This is a genomic window from Prevotella sp. CAG:592, from assembly GCF_000436015.1.
Lineage (GTDB): Bacteria > Bacteroidota > Bacteroidia > Bacteroidales > Bacteroidaceae > Prevotella > Prevotella pectinovora.
Window position 1 is genome coordinate 1 of the sequence record NZ_FR892480.1, and the last position, 2,259, is coordinate 2,259.

2 protein-coding genes and 2 pseudogenes are annotated in these 2,259 nt (G+C 33.3%); all 4 read left to right on the forward strand.

All coding sequences use genetic code 11. The features are described from left to right. Positions 1-393: pseudogene (locus QVO99_RS00175) on the forward strand (hypothetical protein); the annotation flags it as partial. Between the two features lie 12 nt (positions 394-405). Continuing rightward, positions 406-807, forward strand: coding sequence for a hypothetical protein (locus QVO99_RS00180; protein WP_022315558.1), 402 nt, complete (start codon positions 406-408; stop codon positions 805-807). A gap of 12 nt (positions 808-819) precedes the next feature. After that, positions 820-1,188 (forward strand): annotated as a pseudogene (locus tag QVO99_RS00185) (MvaI/BcnI family restriction endonuclease); the annotation flags it as partial. A gap of 407 nt (positions 1,189-1,595) precedes the next feature. Continuing rightward, positions 1,596-2,228 (forward strand): hypothetical protein, encoded by a 633-nt coding sequence (locus QVO99_RS00190; protein ID WP_288176824.1) that lies wholly within the window; start codon positions 1,596-1,598, stop codon positions 2,226-2,228. Positions 2,229-2,259: the final 31 nt, after the last annotated feature.

Below are 2,259 nucleotides of genomic sequence, written 5' to 3' on the forward strand. Positions count from 1 at the left end.
ACGTATAACAAAAGCAAACGTGACAATTCGAAATATTCGATAGATGGAGGTCATGTATTCTTGGGAAAAGGGCGCATTGTCAGAGAGATAGTAGCTTGCTTTATAAAGCAGCATCCAAATTTAACTTTCGAGCAACTTTCGCAAATTTTTCCTGACAACTTACAAGGTTCCTATGGAGTATTGCGTACGATGTCCGACATAGCCTCTTCTTCACAGAACAAGAAAGATTTGATGTCGCGTTATACTATGTCATCAGAAAAATCTATACTAACAAGTTCTGATGGCATTAAGTTCGTAGTTTCCAATCAATGGGGTGCTTACAATTTCATCAATTTCCTTGACCATATAAAGGGAATGGGATGGATTGTAACAGACATAAGCAAAAAACCATAAACAGACGTGATAATGTATAAATACAATAAGAATAAGTCATTGAAAGATTGTATTGAAGGAAAGAAGAGGATTCTTTATCTATATCCTATGAGAAAGGAAAGACGGAGAAGTAATTTTGACATTAACATTTCTTTCTTAAGAAAATACAACTTAGAAAATGAGCTTGGATTAGAAGAAGTCATAATAAGAGAAATCGCTCATAAATTTACTTTATGGGAGAAACATTTTGTGCTTTCGCTCAATCTCGGATACGAAGAATTCAGAGAAAAAGTAATTTGGCTCGATTATGATGAAATATTGGAATTGTATATAGAGGCCACGGCTCACCCATCAGTGAAGCCATTTTGGCAAAGTAAAAATAATTATTCGTTTTTTATGAACAAAATACTTCCACAAATAAACAATTTGATATAGCCCAATAATCAATTCCTCTTCTTGAATGTAAATCAGACAGTGGAAAAACTTGAACTCCAGGCACAGATGAAGAGATTGGAAGATGTTGCTGCATGGCGATTGATGAAGTTGCACCAAAGATTGCTTACGAAGCATCACGAAACGTTTTGGATTGAAGTGGAAAACGAGAAACATGACGGCAAGGAATACTTTAGGTATAAGCAGATTGAGCACACAAAGAATCCTAATGTCGGACAGTTTGATGTGCTTATTGAGCAGAATATCATAACGGTAGACTTACTGCTATGTCGTCCAAGTGGACATGGTGATACATATTCTTTCAAGATCAAAAAGAAAGGAATGCCCTTACTTTTCCCTGAGAGCGTGATATATAATTTGTAGCTTTAAAGAATTTGCCTATGGCTGAAATCAAGTATCAATAACCTGTTGGCGGAATTAATTTAGGGTCTTCAAGAATTTGGAGTGATGGCATATTAAATATATCTATAATTTTTTATAATTATCTCGTATAAGTTGTTTACAGCAAAGAGTATTACTCAATACATGGGCTATTAAAACAATATCTTCTTACATTATATGCAAATTAAGATTTTATGTTCTCTTAGTTTTGTATATTAAGGGTTTTGTGGAAACGGAATTTTCTAAATTGCTGATGTCCACCATTAATCGTTCATCACTCCAAATACCGAATGAGCCATATATCATTGATTATGAAGTATTTTAAATATATAATGTGTGTATTGTTCGTTTTTCTAATCACGAATCTGCATTCACAGGATAATGTTGCAGTGAAGCAGTTACCTGATTTAGGCGATTTGACAAGAAGGATGGAATTCTATGTAGAATCTGAAGATTCAGTTTCTGCATATTCTTTTGTTTTTTATAAGTATGGACCGACAATGTTAGGAATGTCTATTCATTGTGATTTAGATAGTAAAGAATCTGACAAAGAGGCGGAGGTTTTGCCTGATGACACGACAGCAGTATCTAAGTTCCAGAAAGCCAAAAGAACGAAGTATAAGAAAAATGATTACAATACTTTTTTACATGAATTTTCTTGTTGCATGAAAAGGGCATCTTCTGAATATGAATTATCAGAATTAAAACAAATATTATTTGAGCTTACTTGTTTTCAAGACAAATCTTATGAAGTTGCAAAAAACTTAATAAAAAATAACGACACAGGAAAGCCTTCTTGTTCAGAAGTTGAATATGCCATAAACAATACATCTTTGACGTATGATTTTGATGATATTTTAAAGCAATACAACTTAAAAATATCTAAAGTAATTTGTGGTGACAGCCCTATTATTATATTTAGAAGAACAGATTTAACAGACTTAGGAAAGAGAAACTATGATAGAGAATTGGGATTGTCCGTCCTCGTCAGAATTAGACTTGATAAATTAAGTTTGCCGTAAACCCTTTTCATCAGCAAACCATCCAGACAAT

What these genes read in the sequence shown, in the direction of transcription:
- QVO99_RS00180 (WP_022315558.1), top strand. Translation starts at nt 406, where the DNA reads ATGTATAAATACAATAAGAATAAGTCATTGAAAGATTGTATTGAAGGA.